The organism is Zobellia alginiliquefaciens (assembly GCF_029323795.1).
GTDB classification, from domain to species: Bacteria; Bacteroidota; Bacteroidia; order Flavobacteriales; family Flavobacteriaceae; genus Zobellia; species Zobellia alginiliquefaciens.
Map to the genome: position 1 here is coordinate 4,440,696 of NZ_CP119758.1, position 26,290 is coordinate 4,466,985.

The window sequence follows — 26,290 nt, forward strand, 5'->3', positions numbered from 1 at the left end:
CCTTCTAACAATGGAGAAGTATGGAGATGCATTTCTGAATTCTTTCTTGGGTACTCTAAATTGGACATGGAAATCCATTTTGTTTGAGGTGCCTTGGTATACCAATTATTTTTGGGGAATTATTTTGCTGTCCATCTTAGTTTGGATTCTTGAAATTGCCTTTCCATGGCGCAAAAACCAAGCCGTTTTCAGGAAGGATTTTTGGCTGGATGCGTTCTATATTTTCTTCAACTTCTTCTTGTTCGCTATTGCTATTAGTGGGTTTTATAAGTTATTGGAAATATTGTTTTTAGATATCGGTATTTCATTTGATACTATATCAATTTTTGATATTGATAACTGGCCTTCTATAGTGCAATTAGGAGTCTTTTTTGTCTTGCTGGATTTTGTTCAGTGGTTTACTCACATGTTATTGCACAGGTATGCTTTTTTGTGGGAGTTTCATAAAGTACATCATAGTGTGAAAGAGATGGGTTTTGCAGCGCATATGCGGTACCATTGGATGGAAAATATCTTCTATAAACCGCTAAAAACGTTTGCAGTAATGCTGTTGGGTGGCTTTGAGCCGGAACAAGCTTATATTGTTCATTTCTTTGCCATATCCATTGGTCATTTAAATCATTCGAACATAAAACTTACTTGGGGACCTTTGAAGTATATTTTCAATAATCCGGTTATGCATTTGTATCACCATGCCTATGAACTTCCCAAAAACAGAAAGAATGGAGTGAATTATGGTATAAGTCTAAGCTTGTGGGATTATATATTTAGAACAGATTATATTCCCGAGGATAGCGGTTTGGTACCTCTAGGGTATGAGGGGGACCACGAGTTACCTAAAAGCTTTCTGGGTCAGCTGGTACATGGTTTTAATTTTAGAAGAAAAAGCCAATAAAATATCTTCAATTTCTATACAAATATATCATCTTAATAGCTGATTTTTTTGAAAACTTCTTAAAGGGTTGCTTTAGGAAAAGTTGTTAATCAGCTTTATTTTAGATTTTTATGGTTAGTCATGAATCAGAAATACTCGTGCATGTCTATGGTGTAAAATAGCAGTAAAATAAAACGTAAAATAAAATGTATGATTATGTTGCTTCTATTCCATAAAGTACAGAAGCAATAGGTTTGGGATAGAAAATTTACGAATTACTTTAGCAGAAACCCTAGTCCGATTCTATTGATCATTTTCTTTTCAAAATTCCAAAAAAATTGAAATTGACCAAAAAGCCATCCAATTGCCACTAGGAGCACTTGGTATATGGGGAATATAAGCAGTATGCGGGCTGTCCAGTACAGCCAAGCATTGGTGGTTTCGCTATCCAGACCTATAAATTCAGTTACAGGTGCCGCCAATTTAGCAGCTGTTGAGCCGGTAATGGCAAATACGATAAAGATAACTACTATCTGAAAATTGGAGTCTATTCCCCAACGTTGTTTTAATTTTTCCATAACATCAATGTTCCGCAAATATAAACAATCAAATTCTTGGTACAAAAGGACCTAAGCGTTGATTGTATTTTCGTTGAAAATAAATAAAATAATTGTAGAGTTTATAATTTACTTCATAACCGTAATCTATATGGGGATCATAGTTAATTTGCAGTTCGTACAGATTCGGGTCAAAGCGCATGGGTTGCGTAACTCGCTGATTGTAATTGGTAACGAAAATCTGATTTCTATTCTCCATATATGATTGCGAATAAAAATTACGCGGCCTAGCTATACTTTGAAGCCAGAAATTAAAACCAGGTTCAATAATAATAATCTCATATTCCGTAGAATCGTCGGCAATAGTAATGGTGTCGCCTTCCTTTTGTTGGAATGCAGATTTTTCTTCTTCAGAGATAGAAACGGTTTCTTTTGTTGTTTTGCAGCTACTTATTATGCATAAAGTAAAAAAAGAAATCGTTCCTAAAAGGATATATAGTTTTCTCATGACTTAAACTTTGTTTTATGCTATGATGCAATTAAAACAATTTACAAAAAAAACCGCTCGTGTAAACAAGCGGCTTTTCATATTTTCATAAGGTTTTCCGGCTATTTTCCGAACAAACCACCTAGCATACCACCAATACCTCCTTTCTTTCCCCCAAGGGCCATAGAAGCTACATCGTCAAGAATGCTGCCGTCACCATCAGAGTCTAGGAAAGATTCTATTAGTGATTGCTGTTGGTTGCCAGCATTGCCACCACCCATTAACCCGCCGAGAAGGTTATTAATACCGCTTGAATCACTGATATTTTGTTCCTGAGTTTGTTTGCCTAAAAATCCAAGAAGGATAGGGGCGGCTACTTTTAGAATAGTAGAAACAGAACCAGCATCCATTCCGGATTTTTGACTAATCGCGTTTTCTACAGTGGCTTGCTTTCCTCCAAGAACATGGCCTAGTATACCTGCACCATCATCCAGCACGGATTGGTCTACACCACCGCTAAACAGACCGCCAAGATTATCTAGAATTCCTCCGCTATGTTTTCCCGAAAGAGCATTCATTAAACCTTCAGCGCCTTCCTGGGAAGATGCGTTCTTTTTCATTGCGCCCATTAATACAGGCAAAGCCATGCTTAATACGCTACCGGTTTGATCGGTAGATTTACCGGTCTGGCTGGCTACACCACTTATTAATTGTTTGCCCATTGGGCTGCTTAATAAATCTAATAATCCTGACATAATGCTTAGTGTTTTATAATTGGATAACAATTTACGAAAAAGATTTCTTCAAAATTGTGCTAAAGAGAAAAAAGAAGATTCTAAAATGAAAGTAAACAAATGTTTATAATTGAAATAAAACATTGTTAAACAGTGATTTAACAGTTTTATTTCAATTATTAAATCAATTACAGTTCTCGGGTGTAGTGATGGGTGAAATGCGAAAAACCTCGTTGAAAAGCAATTGCTCAACGAGGTTTTTTGCATTGATGAATTAGACTTATTTTAATAACGAAATGATTTGTTCCGCTAATTCAGTCCCTATGCGGTTTTGAGCCTCTCCAGTGGCGCCACCAATATGTGGGGTCAAAGAAATATTAGGATGCATTAGTATTCTAATTTCTGGATTAGGCTCAGACTCATATACGTCTAGACCTGCAAAAATAACATTGCCGTTTTCTAAGGCATCAATAAGGGCAACTTCGTCTAAAACACCACCACGGGCGGCATTTATAATTCCAACACCGGGTTTCATCATTTCAAACTCTTCCTTGCCTAGAACATAATCCTTTTGCGCAGGTACGTGTAGAGTTATGAAATCTGAAGTTGAAACCAATGTTTCTTTGGTTTGACACTCCAAGTTAAAGGTTATGGATTGTCCATCAAAAAACGGAATTGTAATTGACGCTTCTTCTAAATATGGGTCGTAAAAAATAACTTTCATGCCAACGCCCAAAGCTATCTTGGCTGTAGCTTGACCAATTCTTCCAAAACCTATAATTCCCAAGGTTTTTCCGCGCAGTTCTATTCCGGAGCCATAGGACTTTTTTAGACTCTTGAAATTGCTATCGCCTTCAAGGGGCATATTTCTATTGGCGTCGTGCAAATAGCGTACACCTCCAAAGAGATGGGCAAAGACGAGTTCCGCTACGGATGACGAAGAAGCTGCAGGTGTATTTATAACATGAAGACCTTTTTCTTTTGCGTATTCAACATCAATATTATCCATGCCAACACCACCTCTACCAATGAGTTTAAGGGTAGGGCAGTTGTCAATAAGGTCTTTTCTAACCTGTGTAGCACTTCGCACCAGCAAAGCTTCTATTTCGTTCTCATTTATAAAATTCTGTAACTGCTCTTGTGCTACTGTGGTGGTAAGAACTTCAAAACCGGAGGCTTCAAGTGCCTTTATGCCGGGTTGTGCTATTCCGTCGTTTGCAAGTATCTTCATTCTATTCGGAAAATTTGTTAGTATTGTTGATAATCGACAGTAAATAATGAAAGGTTTAGCTCGGCTTTATTTACTCGATAATTGAGATTAAATGTTCCGAGGCTTGCCTCGAAATCAAAATGTATTCCTTTTAATACCTCGCGGTAGTTTGACTGTCCACAATATACGTTCCGTTCTTACGTGCCAACGGAGGTATTCTTAAAACCTAATGATTAGGGTTTGTTTACCCTTTTCTCTCCATTTCGCTCATTACATCTACAAGGATGCCAACACTCTCCAGTGAAAGCGCATTGTACATAGATGCACGGTAGCCTCCTACGGAACGGTGCCCATTAATACCGTTAATTCCTGCCTCTTTGCACATGGATTCAAAAGTCTCTTTTAACTTCTCGTCCGTTAGATTGAAAGTAGCGTTCATGTTAGAGCGGTCTTCCTTATTTGCGTATCCTTTAAAAACTGGGTTTAAGTCAATTTCAGAGTAGATTAACTGCGCTTTCTTTTCGTTAATTTCTTCTATTGCTGCAATGCCACCCGCATTTTTCAACCATTCTAAAGTTAGCATAGATGTGTAGACCGCAAAAACAGGAGGTGTGTTAAACATGCTATCTTTTGAAATGTGGACCTGGTAATTTAACATACTAGGAATTTGTCTGGTCACTTTACCAAGAATTTCGTCCTTCACCACCACAAGAGTTGCTCCCGCTGGACCCATATTTTTTTGGGCGCCGGCGTAAATAAGATCAAACTGGGAAAAGTCCAACTGACGAGAGAAAATATCAGAGCTCATGTCGCATACCAATGGTACATTGGTGTTTGGAAACTTCTTTATTTGCGTTCCAAAAATAGTATTGTTTGAAGTCAGGTGTAAATAGTCAAGTCCTTCGGGAATTGAATACCCTTTAGGTATGTAATTAAAATTTTCATCTTTTGACGAACCTACTTCTACAACGTCACCAAACATTTTGGCTTCTTTAATGGCCTTTTCGCTCCAGGTACCCGTATTAAGGTATCCTGCTTTGTTTTCCAAGAGGTTGTATGCTGTCATCAAAAACTGCATGCTAGCGCCACCTTGAAGAAAGATTGCGGAGTATCCTTTTCCTTCCAACCCTAAAAGCTCAAGAGCCAAGCTTCTGGCGTTTTCCATTACCGCCACAAAATCTTTGCTGCGATGAGAAATCTCTATTAGGGAAAGCCCCGAGCCATTAAAATCCATTATAGCTTCCGAAGCTTTTAGAAATACTTCTTGAGGCAAAATACATGGGCCGGCACTAAAATTATGTTTTTTCATAAGGCTTATAAAAATTTAAGAGGTAAAGGTCTTCAATTTAAAGGAAAATAGGGGTGTTTCTAGATAAAAAATCTACTAGGTTTTTAACAGGAAATCAACAGTATCAATATTGTCCGCATAGTCATTGAGTGATGGTTGCTGGGTTTGCCCAAAAGCTATTTCGTTTTTAACAACATTCTCTGAAACAATACATTGCAATTCATTTGAGTCTAAGGCCAGACGTTCTTTTAGTGCGTCTAAATTTTCATAACGCTCATAAAATAGGGAAGCAATAGGAGAGGAATAGCTATGGTCTTCTTTTAAGATAAGAAACCCATTATCCAGTATTTTAAACTCGGACATAAGGTAAACAGCCTTGTTGTAATCGTAATTATTAGCATATTTATCATGGTCTACAATAGGGTGGTATGGGTAAATTGCTTCAAAAAGCGTAGCAAAATCATACGCTTTAGGAACAAAAACTTTACTTACACTACGGCATCCTAATCCGTAATATCTAAAAATATCCTCGCCCAAAGCATTCAGTTGTTCCTTTGATTCATTTCCGGTTAGTACGGCAATAGAATTTCTATTCTTCCGTATAATATGAGGACCTTTGCTGAAATAGTGTTCAAAATAGCGAGAAGTATTATTACTTCCCGTGGCGATTACAGCGTCAAAGCCTTCCAGTTTTCCATCTACTATCTCAATTGTTTCTTTAAATATAGGTTCAATAGAGCAGAGGTAACTATTTAAAAATAAAATGAGTACATTATCATTGGAAGATAGTTTAACCAACACCTTATTTCCCGTAATGAGAACGGATAAAAAATCATGAAAACCGACTAACGGAATATTTCCGGCCATAATTAAGGCTACCGTTTTTGGTCTATTGGTACCTAAATCATAAGATGCCAACCAAGAGGAAAGATTTTCTTCTGTTAATAGCTCTCCCCAGCTTTTTAGTGAATGGGTAACATTTTCTCTTGTAAACCAACCATTTTTATGTTTGGACAACGTAATAGCATCGTCTAATTTCCGAGCCCATTCCTCAGTTGGTGTTTCCAATGTAACAAACTCTCTAAGAAAGTGGCCGAGTTTAACAAATGCAATAAAAGTTTTGTGATGGTCGTTCATATATTTGTTCAAAATTGTATTCCGAAGTACCTTTGTGCAAAAGTAAGAATACTGAATTGATTTTTCTTTTTGATTACGAAATGAAAATATAACGAACAGCTTTTAAGTCTGTTCAGCTTAAATTGAATAATATGGCAATAGTTATAACAGATGAATGTATTAATTGCGGAGCTTGTGAGCCGGAGTGCCCCAATACTGCAATTTACGAAGGTGCGGATGAATGGAGGTATAGTGATGGTACTTCTCTTGAAGGTGATGTTGTGCTTCCTGATGGGAAAGCAGTAAACGCCGAAGAGGTTCAGGAGCCGATCAGTGATGAAATTTATTATATTTCACCAGATAAATGTACGGAATGTATGGGCTTTCATGAAGAGCCACAGTGTGCAGCGGTATGCCCTGTAGATTGTTGTGTGCCCGATGATGACCATGTTGAGTCTGAAGACACGCTTTTGGCAAAGCAAAAATTCATGCACCCTGACGGTTAGAAAATTAAAGAAATTTTTTGGGTCGAAAGACCGTGAATAAAACCCGAGCAATGCTCGGGTTTTTTGTTTCTTGAATTTTGAGGTCTATTTATGGCTTTATACGTTATCTTTGCATCCTGAAAAAGAAAAACGAAAGATCAAAAGCGTCAATAGCTTCTAAAATTTAACGTTCAATTACATGAAAGCAGGTATAGTCGGGTTGCCAAACGTAGGAAAATCAACCCTTTTTAATTGTCTCTCCAATGCCAAAGCGCAAAGCGCCAATTTTCCTTTTTGTACCATAGAACCCAATATTGGGGTTGTAAATGTCCCCGATGCAAGATTGCAAAAATTAGAGTCTTTGGTTGATCCAGAGCGTGTTCTCCCGGCAACTGTTGAAATTGTTGATATTGCAGGTTTGGTTAAAGGGGCAAGTAAGGGAGAAGGATTAGGGAATCAGTTTTTGGGGAATATCCGGGAAACTGATGCTATATTGCATGTATTACGGTGTTTTAATGACGATAATATTGTTCATGTGGATGGTTCTGTAGACCCTATAAGGGACAAAGAAACCATTGATATGGAGTTGCAGCTAAAAGACCTTGAAACAGTAGACAAAAAACTGGATAAGGTAAAACGTGCCGCTAAAACGGGTAATAAAGAAGCTCAAAAAGAAGAAGCTGTTCTGTTGAAGTTAAAAACAGGCCTAGAGGCGGGTACTTCGGTCCGTGCCATTGATATTTCCGATGATGATAGAGAAGAATATGTAAAACCATTACAGTTCATTACGGATAAGCCCGTAATGTATGTTTGTAATGTTGATGAAGCAGCTGCTGCTACAGGAAATGATTATGTTGAAAAGGTAAAAGCTGCCGTTGCTCAAGAAAATGCTGAAGTTATTGTTTTGGCCGTTGGCACAGAAGCGGACATCACGGAATTGGAAACCTATGAAGAGCGTCAGATGTTCTTGGAAGATTTGGGTCTGGATGAGCCTGGTTCTGCAAAGTTGATTCGTGGAGCTTATAAATTATTGGATTTAGAAACCTATTTTACTGCTGGTGTAAAAGAGGTGCGTGCTTGGACTATTCCTGTTGGAGCAACTGCTCCGCAAGCAGCAGGTGTTATTCATACGGATTTTGAAAAAGGTTTTATTCGCGCGGAAGTTATCGCTTATAATGATTATGTGGAGTTTGGTAGTGAAGCCAAAGTAAAGGAAGCGGGTAAAATGCGCGTAGAAGGTAAAGAGTACATCGTTAAGGATGGTGATGTTATGCACTTTAGATTTAACGTATAGTAAGTTAATAGTTAATTCGCAAGACAGCATTACCGTACAGCTCAATATGTTGAGTGTGTGGAAAAATCATATTTTTAAGACCACAGAAGTGTACTTTTGTGGTCTTCCTTTATTTTAACAGCTAATAGTCCATACTGTTTATAAAAGAAATCAACATCATTTTAGGATAAGCCTATTTATGGTTAAATTCACAATTCTAAAAAATACTCTAGTAAATTGAAGAATTTCATAGACGAACTGAACGATGCCCAAAGAGCACCCGTTCTTCACAAAGACGGTCCGTTAATGGTTATTGCAGGAGCGGGATCCGGTAAAACAAGGGTACTCACCTTTCGGATTGCTTACTTAATGCAGCAAGGCGTTGATCCTTTCAATATTCTGGCGCTTACCTTTACGAACAAAGCAGCTCGTGAAATGAAAGAGCGTATTGGAAAGATTGCAGGTAAATCTGAGACCAAAAACCTTTGGATGGGGACATTTCACTCCGTTTTTGCAAAGTTGTTGCGGTATGATGGAGATAAATTAGGTTTCCCCAGTAATTTCACTATTTACGATACTCAAGATTCTCAGCGTTTATTAGCTTCCATAATTAAAGAAATGGGACTTGATAAGGATATATATAAATACAAACAGGTACAGAATCGTATATCCTCTTTCAAGAACAGCTTAATTACGGTTAAAGCATATTTGAACAATCCGGATTTGGTAGAGGCGGACGCCATGGCCAAAAGACCCAGAATAGGGGAAATATATCAGAACTATGTGGACCGTTGTTTTAAAGCGGGCGCGATGGATTTTGATGACCTTCTACTTCGAACCAACGAACTTCTGAATCGTTTTCCTGAAGTATTGGCAAAATATCAAGATCGATTTAGGTATATCTTGGTAGATGAGTACCAAGATACCAACCACTCCCAGTATCTTATTGTTAAAGCTCTTGCTGATCGTTTCCATAATATTTGTGTAGTAGGAGATGATGCGCAGAGTATCTATTCTTTCCGTGGAGCTAACATTAGTAATATTCTAAATTTCCAGAAAGATTATGATAATGTGGGAATGTACCGTCTGGAACAGAATTACAGGTCTACTAGAAATATTGTAAACGCAGCTAATTCCATAATTGCAAATAACAAAGAACAGCTAGAGAAAGTAGTTTGGACGTCAAATGATGATGGCGGAAGCATAAAAATACACAGGAGTACTACAGATGCTGAAGAAGGTAGGTTCGTTGCGGGTTCCATTTGGGACCATAAAATGAACGAACAGTTGGACAATGGTCAATTTGCAGTATTATATCGTACAAATTCCCAGTCACGTGCTATTGAGGATGCTTTGCGGAAGCGGGATATACCTTACCGTATTTATGGCGGACTTTCTTTTTATCAACGTAAAGAAATTAAGGACGTCTTAAGTTATTTACGCTTGATTATTAACCCTAAAGACGAAGAAGCCCTTAAGCGGATTATAAATTTTCCTGCCCGAGGTATAGGTCAAACCACTTTGGATAAGCTAACGGTGGCTGCCAATCACTATAACCGTTCTATTTTTGAAGTGATTCAAAATCTGGAAAAAATTAATCTAAAAATCAACGCGGGTACACAGCGAAAGTTGCAAGATTTCACCACCATGATCCAAAGTTTTCAAATTATGAATGAAAATACGGATGCCTTTACTTTGGCCGAACATGTGGCTAAAAAAACCGGTGTTCTTTTAGAGTTTAAAAAGGATGGCACGCCAGAAGGTATTGGCAAGATGGAGAATATTGAAGAGCTGCTCAATGGTATTAAGGATTTTGTGGAGGGGCAGAAAGAAATAGACGAAGCTACCGGAAGTATCAGTGAGTTTTTAGAGGATGTAGCTTTGGCAACCGATTTGGATAATGACAAGGGAGATGATGACCGTGTGGCTTTAATGACTATCCACCTGGCTAAGGGGCTTGAGTTCCCATATGTGTATATTGTTGGGATGGAAGAAGATCTTTTTCCTTCTGGAATGAGTATGAACACCCGTAGTGAGTTGGAAGAAGAGCGAAGGTTATTTTACGTAGCATTAACGCGAGCAGAGAAACAGGCCTATCTTACATACACCCAAAACCGATACCGATGGGGGAAATTAATAGATGCAGAGCCTAGTCGGTTTTTAGAGGAGATCGATGAAAAATATGTAGAGAACCTTACGCCGATAGATACAGGATATCGATATAAGCCACTTGTAGATAATGATATTTTTGGGGAAGTAGATAAAAGTAGATTAAGGCAGGCTAAACCAGTAGGTGGAACACCTCCAAGCCGTAAAAAACCAAATGAAACGCAGCTCAGAAAATTAAGAAAATTGAAACCAGAACTTGCTACTCCGGTTGGGAATACCAATTCCGTAGACCCTAATTTAGCTGAAGGCAGTGTTATTAACCATACGCGTTTTGGTCGTGGTAAGGTATTGAAGATTGAAGGTGTGGGCAACGATAAAAAAGCCGAAATCCAGTTTGATAAAGGGGATATAAAGAAGTTGTTGCTTCGCTTTGCTAAGTTGGAGATAATAGGCTAATTGATAGACATTTACTCGATAACCGAGATTAAATGCCTAGTGGACTTGCCCCGAGTTAGTTTTACAAGAAACAAAAGCCCCATGAATAGATTTCATGGGGCTTTTCTATTTGTTATAATGTCCCGTCCTAACATAGCGATACACTAAAATTTAGTGTAATGAATACATCAGTAAAGACGGGTTATATAAAAAGAACCCAAAAAGACTATTCGCTTTCTTTTAAGCTTCAAGTAGTAGAGGAAATTGAATCTGGTAAGCAGGATAGACTTTCCGCTCACCTTAAATATGGCATACAGGCCAGATCAACAATTACTTCATGGTTACGAAAATATGGTACCTTTGATTGGGAAAACCTATCCGTAGTAACCGTGGCAAAAACACCGGAACAAAGAATCGTTGAGCTAGAGGCTAAAGTTAAACTTTTGGAAAAGCAAAAGGCTCGTGCCGAGCACTTGGCCGAAAGAGCTGATAAAAAGGTAATCATTTTTGATATGTTAGTAGATATGGCAGAAAAGGAATATGATATTGCTATCAGAAAAAATTACACGCCCGAGTTATTGAACGCTTCAAAGAAGAACAAAAAGAAACAATAGTTTCCACCTGTAACTTACTCGGGCTAAATAGACAGGTATATTATAGAGCTGTTAAATCTAGGACGAAAAAGCAGCATATAGTAAAACAAGTCATTGCTTTAGTGCGCAGCATTCGTAGTGTCATGCCTAAAATTAGGTACTAGAAAATTGTATTATATATTGAAAGACAAACTCTTTGTTTTAAATGTTGGCAGAGATAAACTCTTTAGGATACTCAAAGCAAACCATATGCTTATAAAGCCTAAAAGATCATATCACATAACTACAGACTCGCACCATCGATTTAGAAAGCATAAGAATATTGTTTGCAATGTTGAGATCAATCGACCGGAACAAGTATGGGTTGGCGATATAACCTATTTAGGATCTAGAAAAAACCCATCTTATCTAGCATTGATAACGGACGCTTATTCTAAAAAAATAATAGGATATAATGTATCGGAAAGTCTGGCAGTTGATGGAACCATAAAAGCTTTGGAGATGGCTTTGAACAATAGGATGTATAAAGATAAACCACTTATTCACCACTCCGATAGAGGGTTGCAATATTGTTCCAATGAATATCAGAACCTATTGTCGCAAAACGCAATTAAATCCAGTATGACCGAAAAATACGACCCTTATGAAAATGCAATTGCAGAAAGGATCAATGGTATACTTAAACAAGAGTTCAACGTTGCAAAACATATACAGTCGTTACCTATGAAGAGAAAATTGGTAGAACAAGCTATTTGCATTTACAACAACTTAAGACCACATCTATCGAACCACATGCTAACACCGGAACTCATGCATCGGCAAAACAAAATCATAATGAAACAATACAAATCAAAAAATCTCATTGAAGCTAGCTTCAATGAGATTTAAATAATAAATTTAATCCTTAATAATCTGTATCGATTATTTAGGACGAGTCATAAATATATATATGTCGGCGGGGTATGTTAATGCTCAAAAACAATTGAGAAAGGAATTTTATAGATGGTTCCATAATGTACCGGTAAACAATTTAAGAGTCATTTTCCCCTAGCTTGTATTACTTTTGTTTTAGCCCTGAGAATAAATGCCTTAGCTGAATTGGATAAAGAAAAATGAATTATTTTTGAAGTGGAGTAAATGCTAATAATATTATGGCTGAGTTTATACGGATTTATGAAGAGAACCCTAACCCCAAAGAAATTAATAGGGTAGTAGAGGTTCTAAGAAAAGGTGGATTGGTTATCTACCCTACGGATACGGTCTATGGTTTGGGGTGTGATATTACCAATTCTCGTGCCTTAGAAAAAATAGCGCGAATAAAAGGTATAAAATTGGCTAAGGCCAATTGGTCTTTTATCTGTGCGGATTTGAGTAATCTATCGGATTATGTACGTCAAATAGATACGGCTACATTTAAGATATTAAAAAGAGCATTACCTGGTCCTTATACTTTTATTCTTCCTGGTAATTCAAATTTGCCCAAAGACTTTAAAAAGAAAAAGACGGTAGGTATTCGTGTGCCAAATAATTCTATATCCAAGGCTCTTGTGGAAGGTTTGGGAAACCCAATTGTTTCAACTTCTATTAGGGATGATGATGATTTATTGGAGTATACTACCGATCCTGAACTCATTTATGAAAAGTGGGAAAATTTAGTGGACGTAGTGATTGATGGAGGTTACGGAGATAATGTGGCGTCTACAGTAATTGATTTATCTACGGGTATGCCGGAAGTGCTTAGAGAAGGTAAAGGTCATTTAGATATTTTCTAGTAGAGCACTGTATTCCTTTTAAACCAAAAAATAGGACATAAAAAAACCGCTACTTAATTTAAGTAGCGGTTTTTATTTATGCTTTTACAGCTTCTTAGTTGTTGATGGCAGGATCATCCATGCCTTCTTCGATCATGCTATAGAACTGATCAATTTTAGGAAGTACAACAATACGTGTTCTTCTGTTTTTTGATTTTTCAGTTGTAGATACAGGAACATACTCTGATCTACCGGCAGCAGTCATACGCTTAGGATCAACATTGTAATCATTTTGTAAAATTCTAACTACGGCAGTAGCACGTTTTACACTTAAATCCCAGTTGTCCAACAAAACACCATGTCTTCCGTAAGGCACGTCATCCGTGTGACCTTCTACCATAAATTCAAAATCAGGTTTGTTGTTTACAACCATTGCTACTTTACCAAGAATTTCTTTGGCTCTGCTAGTTACGTTGTAGCTACCGCTGCTAAACAATAATTTATCTGAGATAGACACAAAAACAACACCTTTTTCAACGCTGATTTCAATGTCTTCGTCATCTAAGTTACCCAAAACACCTTTTAAACTCTGAACCAAAGAAAGATTTACAGAATCTCTTCTAGTAATCGCATCCTGCAGTTTACGTATCGTAAGGTCTTTTTCTTTTAAGCTTTCCAAAGACTTCTCAAGGTTCTCGGCACCTTTAGAGGTCAAGGTAGTTAAGTTGCCCATGTTATTGATCAACTCTTGGTTATTCGCTTTTAAAAATGAATTTTGATCTTGTAATGTTTTAAGTCGAGAACTAGCAGTGGCTTTTTCTTCTAAACAATCGTTCAATTTAACCGTTGCAGAATTTAAAAGATCTTGTGCTTCCTTATGCTTGGCTTCTAAATCTGAATACTTCTTCTGTGAAACACATGAGGACAACAACAAGGTCACTCCTAAACAGCCTAAAATTAATTTCTTCATAATGAGAGTTACTAGTATTTAATGTTTGTTATTTGTTTTTTTTATAAGCGTCACTAAGCTACAAAATTATATAATCGTACTGCTCGGTATTTGTAAAATTAGTTAATGTTTTACTAAATCGTTAAAATTCTTTACATGATGTACGAAATGCTGCCATACAATGGACTTTACCTTATAATACTTTGGTATAAAATTAGCTTTTTCACGTCGTTTATACATCTTTCCAAAATGTCTATAAAAGCTTAAATGTGCCCTTAAAATGGCAAAACAGTGTGTAAATTTTAGTTGAAAGATGAATCGTAAGGCTGCCACTCCATCGGATAGAAGGCGAATTAACACCAAAATCAATGCTTTTCTTCGTGGTAGGTTTTTGGTCAAGGAGAAAAGGGAATTCCTAAAATTAAGAAATGTCTTCTTCGGGTTCATATTACTTAGAGTGGAACCACCTAAATGATATACATGGGAGGTGCCCACATATAGAATTTTATATCCTTTATTTTTTGCTCTCCAACATAAATCAACTTCTTCCTGATGGGCAAAATAATCCTCGTCAAATCCTTTTAAATCCCAGAACACATCACTTTTAATGAACATACATGCGCCAGTGGCCCAGAATATTTCAATAATATCATCATATTGCCCTTTGTCTTCCTCTAATTCTTGGAAAATTCTACCTCTACAAAACGGATACCCCAATTGATCAATGAAACCTCCACCAGCACCGGCATATTCAAAATGATCTTTACGCATCAAATCAAGAATTTTAGGCTGAATAATGGCCGCATCTTCATTTTCTTTAAAAGCCTTAATAATAGGTTCCAACCAGCCTTCTGCAACTTCCACATCGGAATTTAAAAGACAATACACATCGGCTTCTACACTTTTTAAACCTATGTTATACCCTGTGGTAAACCCTCCATTTTCACTATTTTGAACAACGGTAATATTGGGGTAGTTGGTTTTGATAAATGCTACGGAACCATCTGTAGAGGCATTATCAACAACGTAAATTTCCGCACCATCGGAATATTGAATGACCGATGGAAGGTACCTTTCAAGAAGTACCTCTCCGTTCCAATTAAGTATGACTATGGCTATACGCAAGACGATGGCAAATTAACGGCTAAAATCAGGAATATTCCTCAGAAATGTATACTTTTCTGACGTAAAATCCATTTTGCAATAAAAATGGTCGAGCCCGTTGGTTACCATCAGGTAATCTGCTTTGAGTTCTAGGTTGTAGCGCGCTATTTGGTCAAAGGTAACTTGGTTAATTGTAATTTCAGGAGCCTTGCATTCCACAAGTATATGGATACTTCCGTCAGAATTAAAAACAACTACATCATACCTTTTTTTAATGTTATTGATAATCAGCTGTTTCTCTACGTTTACTAAGCTTTTAGGATATTTTTTTTCGAGTAACAGATAATTGACTACATGCTGTCTCACCCATTCTTCCGGTTGTAGTACCACAAATTTTTTGCGTATGCTGTCAAAAATACGCACGTTATTTTCGCTACTTTTGAACCGGAATTTGTACTCAGGAAAATTAAGGGGTACCATATAGCAAATTTGATGATTTTTTTTGGATGGATGAAGCAAAACAAATAGTTAGCGATATTAAAAACGGCACAATTAAACCCATTTACTTTTTATTTGGGGAGGAGCCCTATTATATTGATGCCATTGCCTCATATATTGAGAAAAATGTACTTGCGGAAGAGGAAAAAGGGTTCAACCAAATGGTTCTTTATGGAAAGGATGTAACAATAGATGATATCGTTTCCAACGCAAAAAGGTACCCTATGATGGCGGAACGGCAAGTGGTTATCGTAAAAGAGGCCCAACATTTGGTGCGTACCATTGAAAACTTGACCTCTTATGTAGACAATCCTCAACCAACAACGGTTTTGGTTGTTTGCTACAAATATAAAAAACTGGATAAACGCAAGAAGTTATATAAGTCGGTTAAAAAAGCAGGTGTTCTTTTTGAAAGCAAAAAACTGTACGAAAACCAAGTCTCTGACTGGATAAGGAAAAACTTGCAGGGCAGGGGGTATAGTATATCGCACAAAGCGGCAATATTACTTACGGAGTTTTTAGGAACGGATTTAAGCCGTATAAACAACGAAATAGAAAAACTTCAGCTTGTACTGCCTCAAAAGAGTGAGATTACACCAACAGATATAGAGGCTCATATTGGTATTAGCAAGGACTACAATAATTTTGAGCTAAAGAAGGCCATTGGTGAGAGAAACGTACTTAAGGCTACGCGAATAATCAATTATTTTGCTCAAAATCCAAAAGATAATCCATTTGTACTCACTGTAACTTTATTGCATACATTCTTTAGTCAACTTTTGCAGTATCATGGTTTAAAAGACCATTCTGCTAAGAGTGTAGCAAGTGCATTGCGAATTAACCCATATTTTGTGGGTGAGTTTCAGACTGCGGCTCGAAATTATCCAATGAGAAAGGTAAGCGGAATTATATCTGCTCTTCGTGAAATGGACTTAAAAGGAAAAGGGGTAGGGGCTAATGTTAATTCTCAAGCAGATCTATTGAAAGAACTGCTGGTTAAAATAATATAAATTACCTTTTATCTACGCTATATTTTCCAGGCCCTAAAAGAATAATGGAAACAAAGACTGCTAAGTACATTAGGGCTAATTCTTTCTTTTGAAAAGGGTCTGCTCCATGTACAAGGAAAGCGGCAACAGCCATAGTAATGGCGGTGGGTATAGCCGCCCATCTGGTTTTAAAACCGAATATGATCAAAATTGGACACACAAGCTCTGCCAATACCGCTAAAAATAAGGATGGTGTTGCGCCTATACCAATAGGATCTCCAAATTCAGCACCATTGATCAACATTTGCAATTTTCCATAACCGTGAACAGCCATCATAGCAGAAGCTGCGATTCGTAATAGAGCTAAGCCAATATCTTTCAAAAGTGTGTTAGACATGTGTTTTTCAGTTTATATTATTGATAAAAGTATTCTTTTTTATGAACTGACCAAAATACAAATGAAACAAAAATTCCACAGGAACACTGTAAAATACAGTGTTGTCATCAAATTAAATACCAATTGGTTTGATTATGAAGTGTTTAACGTAGTTTAGGAAAGCTTCCTGGGTCAACTTCGTTCATAACCGCATATACTTTTTCAAAAACATCTTCGGCATTGGGTTTTGAGAAATAGTCCCCGTCAGTGCCATATGCCGGTCTGTGAGGTTGAGCGCTTAACGTTTGCGGAGCGGAATCCAAATAGGTATAAGCTCCCTGTTTTTCAATAATTTCATTTAGTAAATATGCCGAACATCCACCGGGAACATCTTCATCTATTACCAACAATCTATTTGTTTTCTTTACACTTTCTACAGTATCATGATGTATATCAAAAGGCAATAAGGTCTGTGCGTCTATTACTTCGGCATCAATACCAACTTCTTTTAACTCTTCGGCAGCTTTTAATACAATTCTAAGTGTGGAGCCATAAGAAACCAAGGTGATGTCCGTTCCGTGCTTTATAGTTTCAACTTTACCAATTGGTGTACAGAATTCTCCTAGGTTTATAGGTTTCCTTTCTTTTAGTCTGTACCCGTTTAAGCTTTCGATTACTAGTGCCGGTTCATCTGTTTTTAAAAGGGTATTGTAAAAGCCTGCCGCTTGCGTCATGTTCCGTGGAGAAAGAATATACATACCGCGGAGCGAATGTATCAAAGTTCCCATTGGGGAACCTGAATGCCATATGCCCTCCAGACGATGTCCTCTTGTACGTACAATTAAAGGAGCTTTTTGTTTCCCAAAAGTCCGGTATCGTAAACAAGCTACGTCATCTGTTAACGTGGCAAGAGCATAAAATATGTAATCTAAATACTGAATCTCGGCTATAGGCCGGAGTCCTCTTAATGCCATCCCGGTTCCTTGTCCAATAATGGTAGTTTCGCGTATGCCTGTATCTGCTACTCTAAACTTACCGTATTTGTTTTGAAGCCCCTCAAGCCCTTGGTTTACATCACCAATAGCACCACTATCTTCTCCAAAGACCAGGCTGTTCGGGTATTTCTCTAATATCTTGTCAAAATTATCACGGAGAATAATACGTCCGTCAACATTTTCGACATCATCCGCGTAAACCGGTTTGACTTCCTTGATATTTTTGGCTCCTGTTGGGCCATCATTGTACAAATCCGCGCTGTATTTTGGCTGGGTTTCTTTCAGAAAACTGTTGGTCCAGTTTAGCAGCTCTTGTTTTTCCGAAAAAGACTCTCCAATTAAGTATCGCAAAGCTTTTCTTGAGCTTACCGCCAAATCCTTTTTAATAGGCTCTTCAATGGCTATGAGATCGTTCTTTACTTTTGCTATAAAGTTCTTGTTCTGACTTTTGGCAGAGGCTTTGTCCAATAACTGAACTAGCTCCTTTTTGAGTGCTTTGTGCTCCTCCAGGTATTCTGACCATGCTTCTCTTTTAGCAGAGCGAACTTCTCTAACAATATTTTTTTCTATTGCTTTAAGTTCCTCGTCGGTGGTAATTCCGGTTTCCAATATCCACTCACGAAAGCGCTTGTTACAGTCGTTTTCTTTTTCCCATTCTAATCTTTCGGCATCTTTATAACGCTCGTGTGAACCTGAGGAAGAATGGCCTTGGGGCTGAGTAAGTTCTGTTACGTGAATAATAACGGGCACATGCTCTTCTCGTGCAATATCCGAAGCATTTTCATAGGCATGCATAAGGGCCGTGTAATCCCATCCTTTAACTTTTAGGATTTCAAACCCTTCCTTTTCATCGGTACGTTTAAAGCCGCTAAGCATTTCGGAAATATCCTCTTTTGTGGTGTGGTATTCTGCAGGCACGGAAATACCATAGTCATCATCCCAAATACTGATTACCATAGGAACCTGAAGTACCCCTGCGGCATTTATAGTTTCTAAAAACATGCCTTCACTGGTACTGGCGTTCCCAATTGTTCCCCAAGCAACTTCATTCCCTTTGTTGGAGAAATTGGTTGCATCCACACCGTCCAAATGTCTGTACATTTGTGATGCCTGGGCAAGACCTAACAACCGTGGCATTTGCCCGGCCGTACAAGATATATCTGCACTACTGTTTTTCTGTTCGGTAAGATTTTTCCAGCTACCATCCTCGTTAAGACTGTGGGTCACATAATGACCGCCCATTTGCCTGCCGGCACTCATAGGCTCTTTCTCAATATCCGTAGTGGCATAAAGTCCATGAAACATTTCTTTGGGATTGGTTAACCCTAAAGCCATCATGAATGTTTGATCGCGGTAATATCCACTTCGGAAATCACCATCTTTAAAAGAGCGGGCCATGGCCAATTGCGGCAGTTCTTTTCCATCTCCGAAAATCCCAAATTTTGCCTTACCGGTCAAAACCTCTTTTCTACCCAATAAGCTTACGGTTCTACTAAGAACGGCAATTTTGTAATCGCTTATAATTTGGGTCTTGAAATCATCAAACGTAATATCGTTACTTGTTTTAGGCGATGTATCCATTAAGCTGTGAGAATTTTCACAAAAATAACAAACTAGAAGCATTTTTACAATGCTTGCATCATATACTTCATTAAAAAATATTCAAAAAAGACTGTTTTCAAATATCATTATGACAATTTTCAGTTGTTAAATTTAATTTTCATTAAGAATTCAATAACTAAATCTTAAAACCATTTTCTAGTAAATAGGCCAATTAGAGTTTTAGGGCTTACGGTAACGATGAATCTAATTTTCTCACCATACTGAGACTGTGAGACTTCCCATCCATTATTGGAGTAAACAGGTAGATAGAGTTCAAAATAATCGGTAAGCAAGTTGAGGCGAACACCAGAATCATATACAAACTTGCCACTTCGACCTTTATTTTTAACGTAACCTAGGTCACTATAGACCTCAATCCATTTCCAAAGATTGACGCTCGTGTTGATTGTAGTGAGGTAGTCATTGGCAAATCTATACTCCTCTGGAAGAAAGGATTTAAAACCACCTTCGGCAATTATTATTTGCTGGCTGTAAATACCGGAATCTTCAGATCTACCTAAGTACCCATAATCAAACAAGTAATCCGTAGGTCGGTCCAAAGCAAAACTATAATAGTTGGGGTCTGTATAATCTGTAGTTTTATTTCTTATAAATTTACCTGCATAAAACCGAAAGTTGAATTGACGGTTGTTCTCAAATAGCTTCCGATACTCTAGCTCAAAAGCAACTTTGGTAAAATCATTGGCGTGTTGGGCATCTGCAAACCAAGAAACATAATTAATAATACCCGGATTTCTGTTGGTGTACCTAACGTTCAGAATACTGTAGTCCGGTGGGGTTTCAAAATCTCCTAAATTCTCATCCTTATCCCTTAGGACATTTACAAACCTAAAGTTCAGGAATTCCCTTTTGTTGGAAATTAAATTTTCAGGCCGCCATCCAAAAGTAATAGAAGGTGTTATAGTTGAATATCTAGAATTTTCTTGAAAATGGTAGGTTGACCCACCAAGCCTAAAATTGGCTACATACAAACCACTTTTGCTAAGGTATTTACGATATGAAAAACTTCCTGAGCCTACGAAACTCTTTTCCCGGAATGAATAAGATGGTGAAAAATCGTATACGAATGGGCGCTCTAAGAAGGTTTTATTATACAACCGCATGCCTGGGGTCCATCCGTCATAAATATTGAAGTTGAGAATGGGGACATAAAACACTTGATTATAATACGGGTTTTCCGAATCTTTAAAAAAGGTGAACTTAAGCTTTTTATTTCCGGAGAAAAAGCCGCCCAAAGACTTCCAGTTATCCCTTTGGTTGAATTCTGGAATCTTTTGGTCATAATTGAGTACCAAACGTTTTTCCTCGTTTCTGGGAATGGTCACCGTTTTTATATCGCTAATACCCGAAAACCAATATTTAGATACTACGGAATCCTTTTTAAGCCCAAATAAGGAAACCGGAACGTTAGTCCCTTTTTTGTTTTTAATGGTAACCTTGAGTGAATCTTCGGTTTTTTCAACCTTTTTAATTTTAAAATCTATTTTACGATCCGTAGTTACATAGTCTTTAAAGAACCAATCAATATCGGTCTCTGTAGACCTTTTTAATATGGATTCAAAGTCTAAAGTTTTAACTTGACTTAGCTTGTAATGCTTATAAAATGTCTTTATACTTTTATCAACTTTATCCTTGCCTATGTAGCTTGCCAAATAAGCCAATCCAAGACCTGCTTTATATTTATTGGCAATTTTCTGATTGAATTTTATCAGGGAGTCATTACTGGTACTCAGTGGCTGGTCTAAATTTGTTCGGGCCGTAAGCATATACAAAAACGGATACTGTTCATTAAAATCCATTTTTGCCAGATTAAAACTGCGCACCCCCCATATTTTGGAAAGTTTACCCAGTAGTTTCTGATCTGGATAGTATTGTTCTACAAATTCTATCATTAAATAATTTGCAATAGCATCACTTAACCATTGTTCTTTTCTTGGGTCTAGAAAAAGGGTCTCTTCCAGAATGTTGATGAGGGCAGTTTTTAGAAACTTCATCTCAAACTGAAACTGTTCTTCGTAGGGCCTTATGAAAGAAGGTAACTGATTAATACCATATAACGGATTCTTCTCATAATCCAATTGACTTACCAATAGTTGTTTATGAGGGTATGTACCTAGATTTTCCTCAATGAACTCTGTGACTCTATTGATGGATAGGCCTTTAAAAATGTCTTCATATTTATAAACTTCAATATCCGTTATTACGGTTATCTGTGGGGTTACATGCGTCATGAATCGCTTTTCAGCGCTTAATAGAATCTCACAATTTTTCTGTTGTTCCGCAGTTAACTGTGCCATTTGCCCATTTGGAATGGGGTCATCGCCCAAAACGGTAAAATTGGTAACCAAATTTAAATTACTGGGGTAAACAAAGTTTACCGTAGTTTCCGTAACCCCGGTATACAGGTCTTCCAAATTTTTGTTAGAATATAAATGCCAAGCACCGTCAAAATATGCCGGTGTCAAATACCAGTCCTTAAGGTAATAACTGTTCTTTCTCTTGTCATAACCATAAGGCGTAAACTTGTTTTCGGGAAGTTTTATAGTGTAGGTTAGAAAAAGTTTAGTTGATTCTCCTGGGCCCAACGGACTATTTAAATCGATTTTTAATATATCCTCACCAGTTGTTCGCTGCCAATGAAGCCCCCTGTATTCGCTGTCTACGGCACTCATTATATTGGTATACCCTCTTTCTTGTTTTTTAGCTAAATGAAGACTTTTTTTGAACTCTTCGGAAAAACGTTTGGCCAAACCTGTACTTTTACTTGCATAAGCATGTGCCCAGTCATTAAAGTACAAGGTGTTAAGGGTAATGTTGGTCGTGTTTTTATATGTGAATTCCTGCTGCACATGGATTTCTTTTTCCACGCCATCAAGTGTAGCGGTCAGTACATTTTCATGCTGCGCAACTAATTCTTCGGAAGCACCAAAAATAGTGGCTCCTAGATAAAAACAAAATATGAGGGATTTGATTTTCAAGCGTACTATTAAAAATTAGGACTCAAATTGCGACCTTTGTAGAATGCGTCAATAATGTCTACAACTTCATCTTCTGTGTCAACAATTTTAATAAGGTCTAAATCATGGGCGCTAATGTTTTTTACTTCTAGCATCGTATTTTTAATCCAATCCATAAGACCCGTCCAGAATTCACTTCCCACTAAAATAATTGGGAATTTTTCAATCTTATTGGTTTGAATTAAAGTGATTGCCTCAAAAAGCTCATCAAGTGTGCCAAACCCACCTGGCATAACAACAAAACCTTGGGAATATTTTACGAACATTACTTTCCTCACAAAAAAGTAATCAAAATCTAGACTCTTATCCGAGTCTATATAAGGGTTGTCATGTTGCTCAAAGGGCAAATCAATATTTAATCCAACCGAAGTACCACCTGCCTCATGAGCACCTTTGTTTCCAGCCTCCATTATTCCAGGTCCACCACCTGTTATAACACCATAACCGGCCTCGGCAATACTTTTAGCAATGCTTACTGCCAATTCATAATATTTGTCACCCTCCTTGGTACGGGCCGATCCGAATATAGAAACACAGGGTCCAATGGTTCCCATTTTTTCAAATCCCATTACAAACTCTCCCATGATTTTAAATATGGCCCAAGAGTCGTTGGTTTTTATTTCATTCCAACCTTTATGATGTTGTTCTTTTCTCATTTATGATTTTATTATTAGGCAAAGTATCTAATTATCAAACTATTAACGGCCTTTAAGAAGACTTAAATGTACTCCAAGACCATTTCTATTTATTGATTCAGTGGATGAATTTATTGCTTTTATTTTATTGCAGCACACAACTATACACATTTATAGTTGAACTTGTTATTAAATTAATATATGATTTTTTATACTCAATCAGGAATATTCAATTCTGGTCTTAAATATTTAGCGGTATAGCTCTTTTTATCTTGAGCTACTTCTTCCGGTGTACCCTTGGCAACGACTTTTCCGCCACCACGTCCACCTTCGTATCCAATATCTATTATGTAATCAACCATTTTAATGACGTCCATATTGTGTTCTATAACTAAAATGGTATTTCCTTTGTCTACTAAACGAGTCAAAACTTCCATTAATACACGAATATCTTCAAAATGAAGTCCAGTAGTAGGTTCATCCAAAATATAAAAAGTGTTGCCCGTATCTCGCTTAGAAAGTTCTGTGGCCAGCTTAATACGCTGAGCCTCACCTCCCGAAAGCGTGGTAGACTGCTGTCCTAAGGAAATATACCCCAAACCAACATCCTGTATGGTCTTTAACTTACGATAAATTTTGGGTATAGGTTCAAAAAAATCGACAGCTTCATTGATTGTCATCTCTAAAACGTCTGCTATGGACTTTCCTTTATACCTAATTTCTAAGGTCTCACGATTAAAGCGTTTGCCATTACAGGTTTCACATTCTACATAAACATCCGGTAAAAAGTTCATTTCAATGACCCGAAGACCGCCACCTTGACAAGTTTCACAACGCCCGCCCTTTACATTAAAACTAAATCTACCTGGCTTATATCCTCTAATTGCGGCTTCCGGTGTTTTGGAGAACAATGAACGAATTTCACCAAAAACACCGGTATATGTTGCAGGATTAGATCGTGGAGTTCTGCCTATGGGCGATTGGTTAATGTCTATTACCTTATCAATGTGTTCTAAGCCCGTAATCTTTTTATAAGGCATAGGCTTTTTAACGCCATTAAAATAATGTGCGTTCATAATAGGGTAGAGGGTCTCATTTATTAATGTGGACTTGCCACTACCCGAAACCCCGGTAACACCGATCATTTTCCCTAAAGGAATAGTAATTGAGACATTTTTTAAGTTATTCCCTGTGCAACCGGAAAGGGTAATCTTTTTGCCATTGCCTTTTCTACGCTCGTCAGGAACCGCTATTTTTTTCTTTCCCGTAATGTAGTCTGCAGTAAGTGTATGTTCCTTTTTTAAATCTTTTGGAGCGCCTTGCGAGATAATTTGACCACCATGTTTACCCGCTCTTGGGCCTATATCGATAACATGGTCTGCACATTCGATCATATCGCGGTCGTGTTCAACAACAATCACCGAATTACCAATATCACGAAGGGATTCCAGCGATTTAATCAATCTAGTGTTATCCCGTTGATGCAAGCCAATACTTGGTTCATCAAGAATATAAAGAACACCTACCAATTGAGAACCAATTTGGGTGGCCAATCGTATACGCTGCGCCTCTCCACCAGAAAGCGATTTAGAACTTCGGTTTAAGGAAAGGTAATCTAGGCCTACGTCTAGCAGAAATTGAATTCGCGTTCTAATTTCTTTAATAATTTCCTCGGCAATCTTAAGTTGGTTGCCTTCTAACGTCTTCTCTAGTCCTTTAAAGAATTTTGCCAACTCTGCAATGTCTAAATGGGCCAGTTCCGCAATATTCCTTTCATCTATCTTAAAATTAAGGGATTCCTTTCGTAAACGAGAACCTTCGCACACCGGACAAACTATTTTGTCCATGTACTCTTTGGCCCAACGTTTCAAAGCTGTTGTACCGGCATCTTCATATTGACTTTTTATAAAGTTGGCTATTCCTTCGTAGTCAATTTTATACGTGCGTTTTACACCCAAACTTTTTGAATCTACTTCAAAATTTTCTTGTCCGCCATTCAACAATACGTTGATAGCTTCATCCGAAATTTTGGAAATGGGGTCTGTGAGCTCAAAATTATAGCGTTGTGCAATAGTTTCAATCTGTTTGAAAGCCCATGATTTTTTATAATCACCTAAAGGTGCAATCCCACCCGATTTTATGGATAATTGTTTATTGGGAAATATCTTCTTTTCATTTACTTCGTACACATGGCCCAAACCGTTACAGTTAGGACACATTCCTTTTGGGGAGTTAAATGAAAATGTATTGGGCTCGGGAACAGGGTAGGAGATGCCGGTTGTTGGGCACATTAAATCCCTACTAAAATACCTAGCTACTTTTTGGCCTTCCTCGAGTACCATAAGAACATTGTCCCCGCTGTACATTGCAGTATTCAGCGTTTCGGAGAGGCGCTTGTCCATATCCTCTGAATCGACCACTTTTAACCGGTCAATTACAATTTCGATATCGTGTGTTTTGTAACGGTCTACTTTCATGCCCTTAACAATGTCTTTTACCTCACCGTCAATTCTAACCTTTACAAAGCCCTGTTTGGCAATCTGTTCAAAAAGCTCCCTATAATGTCCTTTTCTAGATTTGATGATTGGGGCAAGAATATTAATTTTCTTACCATCATAATCCTTTTTAATAAGGTCTTTTATTTGTTCATCACTATAACTTACCATTTTCTCGCCCGTATTGTAACTGTAGGCATCACCGGCACGGGCAAAAAGCAACCGTAGAAAATCGTAAATTTCAGTAATAGTACCCACGGTAGACCGAGGCGATTTTGAAGTGGTCTTCTGTTCTATTGCGATAACGGGAGAAAGTCCATCTATTTTATCCACATCCGGTCTTTCCAAACCTCCCAGAAACTGTCTTGCGTAGGCCGAAAAAGTTTCAATATATCGTCGTTGCCCTTCAGCATAAATAGTATCAAAGGCAAGAGAGGATTTTCCGCTACCCGAAAGTCCGGTTATGACCACCAATTTTTCTCTTGGTATGGTAACATCAATATTTTTCAGATTATGAACGCGAGCGCCCTGAACCTCAATATTTTCTTCGTAATTTATCATTTTCTATAGCAAAGTGGCAAAGGTACGTTTTTGACCTTTAACAAAGAAGTGACCGGTACTTATATCTATGTTAAGGAAATCATGTGAACACCTGAATTAATAGGTTGTAGCACTCTTAGCATTTATATTTTATTCG

22 protein-coding genes are annotated in these 26,290 nt (G+C 37.6%); 8 read left to right on the forward strand and 14 right to left on the reverse strand.

Annotated features, from left to right (window positions below):
• Window positions 1-10: 10 nt before the first annotated feature.
• Window positions 11-895, forward strand: coding sequence for a sterol desaturase family protein (locus P0077_RS18185; protein WP_276166624.1), 885 nt, complete (start codon window positions 11-13; stop codon window positions 893-895).
• A gap of 254 nt (window positions 896-1,149) precedes the next feature.
• On the opposite strand, the gene P0077_RS18190 is transcribed toward P0077_RS18185, so the two are convergent.
• The 6 genes from P0077_RS18190 to P0077_RS18215 all read right to left on the reverse strand — a co-directional run bounded on the left by P0077_RS18190 (window position 1,150) and on the right by P0077_RS18215 (window position 6,287).
• The gene (locus P0077_RS18190; protein WP_276166625.1) at window positions 1,150-1,452 is read right to left on the reverse strand and encodes a DUF6787 family protein; all 303 of its coding nucleotides are present in this window, start codon (window positions 1,450-1,452) and stop codon (window positions 1,150-1,152) included.
• A 28-nt stretch (window positions 1,453-1,480) separates the two neighbouring features.
• Window positions 1,481-1,939, reverse strand: a complete 459-nt coding sequence (locus P0077_RS18195) for a DUF6146 family protein (RefSeq protein WP_276166626.1) — start codon at window positions 1,937-1,939, stop codon at window positions 1,481-1,483.
• Between the two features lie 101 nt (window positions 1,940-2,040).
• Window positions 2,041-2,673 carry a DUF937 domain-containing protein gene (locus tag P0077_RS18200; protein WP_276166627.1) on the reverse strand — a complete coding sequence of 211 codons (633 nt, stop codon included), beginning with the start codon at window positions 2,671-2,673 and terminating at the stop codon, window positions 2,041-2,043.
• Between the two features lie 259 nt (window positions 2,674-2,932).
• Window positions 2,933-3,883 carry a D-2-hydroxyacid dehydrogenase gene (locus tag P0077_RS18205; RefSeq protein ID WP_276166628.1) on the reverse strand — a complete coding sequence of 317 codons (951 nt, stop codon included), beginning with the start codon at window positions 3,881-3,883 and terminating at the stop codon, window positions 2,933-2,935.
• Window positions 3,884-4,106: 223 nt separating this feature from the next.
• Window positions 4,107-5,171 (reverse strand): 3-phosphoserine/phosphohydroxythreonine transaminase, encoded by a 1,065-nt coding sequence (gene serC / locus P0077_RS18210; protein WP_276166629.1) that lies wholly within the window; start codon window positions 5,169-5,171, stop codon window positions 4,107-4,109.
• Between the two features lie 75 nt (window positions 5,172-5,246).
• A complete protein-coding gene (locus P0077_RS18215) occupies window positions 5,247-6,287 on the reverse strand; it encodes an acyl-CoA reductase (RefSeq protein ID WP_276166630.1) in 1,041 nt (346 codons plus the stop codon).
• 131 nt (window positions 6,288-6,418) lie between these two features.
• On the opposite strand from P0077_RS18215, the gene P0077_RS18220 reads away from it, so the two are divergent.
• The 6 genes from P0077_RS18220 to P0077_RS18245 all read left to right on the forward strand — a co-directional run bounded on the left by P0077_RS18220 (window position 6,419) and on the right by P0077_RS18245 (window position 12,933).
• Window positions 6,419-6,772 (forward strand): 4Fe-4S dicluster domain-containing protein, encoded by a 354-nt coding sequence (locus tag P0077_RS18220; RefSeq protein WP_276166631.1) that lies wholly within the window; start codon window positions 6,419-6,421, stop codon window positions 6,770-6,772.
• A gap of 178 nt (window positions 6,773-6,950) precedes the next feature.
• Window positions 6,951-8,045, forward strand: coding sequence for a redox-regulated ATPase YchF (gene ychF, locus P0077_RS18225; RefSeq protein WP_276166632.1), 1,095 nt, complete (start codon window positions 6,951-6,953; stop codon window positions 8,043-8,045).
• 216 nt (window positions 8,046-8,261) lie between these two features.
• Window positions 8,262-10,589, forward strand: a complete 2,328-nt coding sequence (locus tag P0077_RS18230; protein WP_276166633.1) for an ATP-dependent helicase — start codon at window positions 8,262-8,264, stop codon at window positions 10,587-10,589.
• Window positions 10,590-10,747: 158 nt separating this feature from the next.
• A complete protein-coding gene (locus P0077_RS18235) occupies window positions 10,748-11,182 on the forward strand; it encodes a hypothetical protein (RefSeq protein ID WP_276166634.1) in 435 nt (144 codons plus the stop codon).
• 117 nt (window positions 11,183-11,299) lie between these two features.
• The gene (locus P0077_RS18240; protein ID WP_276166635.1) at window positions 11,300-12,049 is read left to right on the forward strand and encodes an IS3 family transposase; all 750 of its coding nucleotides are present in this window, start codon (window positions 11,300-11,302) and stop codon (window positions 12,047-12,049) included.
• Between the two features lie 263 nt (window positions 12,050-12,312).
• On the forward strand, window positions 12,313-12,933 hold the full coding sequence (locus tag P0077_RS18245; RefSeq protein WP_276166636.1) for an L-threonylcarbamoyladenylate synthase: 621 nt from the start codon (window positions 12,313-12,315) through the stop codon (window positions 12,931-12,933).
• 94 nt (window positions 12,934-13,027) lie between these two features.
• Here P0077_RS18245 and P0077_RS18250 read toward each other — a convergent pair whose 3' ends face one another.
• From P0077_RS18250 to P0077_RS18260, 3 genes are all read right to left on the reverse strand, one after another.
• Window positions 13,028-13,882: an OmpA/MotB family protein gene (locus tag P0077_RS18250; RefSeq protein ID WP_276166637.1), complete on the reverse strand. Its 855-nt coding sequence runs from the start codon at window positions 13,880-13,882 to the stop codon at window positions 13,028-13,030.
• Window positions 13,883-13,984: 102 nt separating this feature from the next.
• Window positions 13,985-14,986: a glycosyltransferase family 2 protein gene (locus P0077_RS18255; RefSeq protein ID WP_276166638.1), complete on the reverse strand. Its 1,002-nt coding sequence runs from the start codon at window positions 14,984-14,986 to the stop codon at window positions 13,985-13,987.
• A gap of 12 nt (window positions 14,987-14,998) precedes the next feature.
• Complete coding sequence (locus P0077_RS18260; protein ID WP_276166639.1) at window positions 14,999-15,445, reverse strand: type I restriction enzyme HsdR N-terminal domain-containing protein; 447 nt, start codon at window positions 15,443-15,445, stop codon at window positions 14,999-15,001.
• A 26-nt stretch (window positions 15,446-15,471) separates the two neighbouring features.
• Here P0077_RS18260 and holA point away from each other — a divergent pair, with 26 nt between their 5' ends.
• Window positions 15,472-16,473 (forward strand): DNA polymerase III subunit delta, encoded by a 1,002-nt coding sequence (gene holA / locus P0077_RS18265; protein WP_276166640.1) that lies wholly within the window; start codon window positions 15,472-15,474, stop codon window positions 16,471-16,473.
• A 1-nt stretch (window position 16,474) separates the two neighbouring features.
• Here holA and P0077_RS18270 read toward each other — a convergent pair whose 3' ends face one another.
• The 5 genes from P0077_RS18270 to uvrA all read right to left on the reverse strand — a co-directional run bounded on the left by P0077_RS18270 (window position 16,475) and on the right by uvrA (window position 26,154).
• Window positions 16,475-16,849 (reverse strand): DoxX family protein, encoded by a 375-nt coding sequence (locus P0077_RS18270; RefSeq protein WP_276166641.1) that lies wholly within the window; start codon window positions 16,847-16,849, stop codon window positions 16,475-16,477.
• 143 nt (window positions 16,850-16,992) lie between these two features.
• Window positions 16,993-19,404, reverse strand: coding sequence for an alpha-ketoacid dehydrogenase subunit alpha/beta (locus P0077_RS18275; protein WP_276166642.1), 2,412 nt, complete (start codon window positions 19,402-19,404; stop codon window positions 16,993-16,995).
• 164 nt (window positions 19,405-19,568) lie between these two features.
• The gene (locus P0077_RS18280) at window positions 19,569-22,418 is read right to left on the reverse strand and encodes a gluzincin family metallopeptidase (protein ID WP_276169227.1); all 2,850 of its coding nucleotides are present in this window, start codon (window positions 22,416-22,418) and stop codon (window positions 19,569-19,571) included.
• A gap of 14 nt (window positions 22,419-22,432) precedes the next feature.
• Entirely contained in the window at window positions 22,433-23,119 is a 687-nt protein-coding gene (locus P0077_RS18285; protein ID WP_194527160.1) for an LOG family protein, read from the reverse strand.
• A gap of 194 nt (window positions 23,120-23,313) precedes the next feature.
• The gene (gene uvrA, locus P0077_RS18290) at window positions 23,314-26,154 is read right to left on the reverse strand and encodes an excinuclease ABC subunit UvrA (RefSeq protein ID WP_276166643.1); all 2,841 of its coding nucleotides are present in this window, start codon (window positions 26,152-26,154) and stop codon (window positions 23,314-23,316) included.
• Window positions 26,155-26,290 lie beyond the last annotated feature (136 nt).

What these genes read in the sequence shown, in the direction of transcription:
- P0077_RS18185 (WP_276166624.1), top strand. Translation starts at nt 11, where the DNA reads ATGGAGAAGTATGGAGATGCATTTCTGAATTCTTTCTTGGGTACTCTA.
- P0077_RS18190 (WP_276166625.1), bottom strand. Translation starts at nt 1,452, where the DNA reads ATGGAAAAATTAAAACAACGTTGGGGAATAGACTCCAATTTTCAGATA.
- P0077_RS18195 (WP_276166626.1), bottom strand. Translation starts at nt 1,939, where the DNA reads ATGAGAAAACTATATATCCTTTTAGGAACGATTTCTTTTTTTACTTTA.
- P0077_RS18200 (WP_276166627.1), bottom strand. Translation starts at nt 2,673, where the DNA reads ATGTCAGGATTATTAGATTTATTAAGCAGCCCAATGGGCAAACAATTA.
- P0077_RS18205 (WP_276166628.1), bottom strand. Translation starts at nt 3,883, where the DNA reads ATGAAGATACTTGCAAACGACGGAATAGCACAACCCGGCATAAAGGCA.
- serC (WP_276166629.1), bottom strand. Translation starts at nt 5,171, where the DNA reads ATGAAAAAACATAATTTTAGTGCCGGCCCATGTATTTTGCCTCAAGAA.
- P0077_RS18215 (WP_276166630.1), bottom strand. Translation starts at nt 6,287, where the DNA reads ATGAACGACCATCACAAAACTTTTATTGCATTTGTTAAACTCGGCCAC.
- P0077_RS18220 (WP_276166631.1), top strand. Translation starts at nt 6,419, where the DNA reads ATGGCAATAGTTATAACAGATGAATGTATTAATTGCGGAGCTTGTGAG.
- ychF (WP_276166632.1), top strand. Translation starts at nt 6,951, where the DNA reads ATGAAAGCAGGTATAGTCGGGTTGCCAAACGTAGGAAAATCAACCCTT.
- P0077_RS18235 (WP_276166634.1), top strand. Translation starts at nt 10,748, where the DNA reads ATGAATACATCAGTAAAGACGGGTTATATAAAAAGAACCCAAAAAGAC.
- P0077_RS18245 (WP_276166636.1), top strand. Translation starts at nt 12,313, where the DNA reads ATGGCTGAGTTTATACGGATTTATGAAGAGAACCCTAACCCCAAAGAA.
- P0077_RS18250 (WP_276166637.1), bottom strand. Translation starts at nt 13,882, where the DNA reads ATGAAGAAATTAATTTTAGGCTGTTTAGGAGTGACCTTGTTGTTGTCC.
- P0077_RS18260 (WP_276166639.1), bottom strand. Translation starts at nt 15,445, where the DNA reads ATGGTACCCCTTAATTTTCCTGAGTACAAATTCCGGTTCAAAAGTAGC.
- holA (WP_276166640.1), top strand. Translation starts at nt 15,472, where the DNA reads ATGGATGAAGCAAAACAAATAGTTAGCGATATTAAAAACGGCACAATT.
- P0077_RS18270 (WP_276166641.1), bottom strand. Translation starts at nt 16,849, where the DNA reads ATGTCTAACACACTTTTGAAAGATATTGGCTTAGCTCTATTACGAATC.
- P0077_RS18275 (WP_276166642.1), bottom strand. Translation starts at nt 19,404, where the DNA reads ATGGATACATCGCCTAAAACAAGTAACGATATTACGTTTGATGATTTC.
- P0077_RS18285 (WP_194527160.1), bottom strand. Translation starts at nt 23,119, where the DNA reads ATGAGAAAAGAACAACATCATAAAGGTTGGAATGAAATAAAAACCAAC.
- uvrA (WP_276166643.1), bottom strand. Translation starts at nt 26,154, where the DNA reads ATGATAAATTACGAAGAAAATATTGAGGTTCAGGGCGCTCGCGTTCAT.